Annotated in this window: 2 protein-coding genes; one reads left to right on the top strand and one right to left on the bottom strand. The window is 60.6% G+C overall.

Going from position 1 to position 1,045, the window contains the following annotated elements; all coding sequences use genetic code 11:
• Positions 1-297: Hsp33 family molecular chaperone HslO (locus tag EN935_RS37490; RefSeq protein ID WP_206534685.1), on the top strand; the 297-nt coding region annotated here is incomplete at its 5' end.
• Between the two features lie 192 nt (positions 298-489).
• On the opposite strand, the gene apaG is transcribed toward EN935_RS37490, so the two are convergent.
• On the bottom strand, positions 490-882 hold the full coding sequence (apaG, locus tag EN935_RS37485) for a Co2+/Mg2+ efflux protein ApaG (RefSeq protein WP_013533640.1): 393 nt from the start codon (positions 880-882) through the stop codon (positions 490-492).
• Positions 883-1,045 lie beyond the last annotated feature (163 nt).

The raw sequence follows: 1,045 nt of genomic DNA, 5'->3' as shown, positions 1-1,045 counted from the left end.
TCCTGGCAGGAGTTGCTGGCGCTGCTCGGCACCATCGAGCCGACCGAACTGATCGACCCGACGATCGGCGCAGAGCGGCTGCTCTACAGGCTGTTCCACGAGCATGGCGTGCGCGTCTTCGGCGGCGTTCCTGTCGCCGACCAGTGCTCGTGCTCTCGGGACAAGATCCGCGGTATCCTCGAGGGTTTTTCCGCCCAGGAGATCAAGGACAGCACCGAGGACGGCGGCATCCACGTCGCCTGCGAATTCTGCTCGACGCAATATGACTTCGACCCAGCGGAATTTACTGCTCAGTAGAGAAATCCTTCCTTCCCGTTTACGGGGAGAAGGTGCCCGAAGGGCGGATGAGGGGCAGCGCGAACTTTGGCGAATGGCCGCGCGTTGTCCACTCGGACGTTGTCGTGCATGGGAGATAATCTTCTGGGCTCGGCGCCGCCCCTCATTGCCCTGCCGGGCATTTCTCCCCGTATAGTGACGGGGAGAAAGATGCTAATTCACCGTCCGCCGCGTCCCCGGCAGGTCGAGTGAGAAGGCGGGGATGGCGATGTCGAACGTCTCGCCCCGCTTGTTGCGCATCGTGTAGTGCCCGACCATGATGCCGGATGGTGTCGAGAGCGGGCAACCGGACGTGTATTGGTAGCTGTCGCCAGGATTGAGTTCAGGCTGGTCGCCGACGACGCCGGGGCCGCGTACCTCCTCGACCCGGCCGGTGCCGTCGGTGATGTGCCAATAGCGCGACAACAGCTGCACGAAATCGTCCGACTGATTGTCGATCGTTATCTGATAGCCCCAGACATAGCGGTTCTCTGAGGGATCTGAGCGGTCCTCTAGATAGAACGGCCTGACCTGCACTTCGATATTGCGCGTGACGGCGCTGTACATAAGCGGCTCCAAAACGATCCGGTAACTTTCGGCGCTCCACGCGGGCTGGTCAACGGTGCGCATCCTGTTATTGCGGCCTCTAATGCATGTCGCCCAAAAGTGGCCTCGGTTTTGGGAAAACGACATGCATAAAAACAAGGACCTAAAGCGCGTCGCCTGAATC

It is taken from the genome of Mesorhizobium sp. M7D.F.Ca.US.004.03.1.1 (genome assembly GCF_003998635.1).
GTDB classification, from domain to species: domain Bacteria; phylum Pseudomonadota; class Alphaproteobacteria; order Rhizobiales; family Rhizobiaceae; genus Mesorhizobium; species Mesorhizobium loti.
This window is presented reverse-complemented; position numbering and strand designations above follow the sequence as displayed.

Coding starts and splice junctions, on each gene's coding strand:
- apaG (WP_013533640.1), bottom strand. CDS start 882: ATGTACAGCGCCGTCACGCGCAATATCGAAGTGCAGGTCAGGCCGTTC.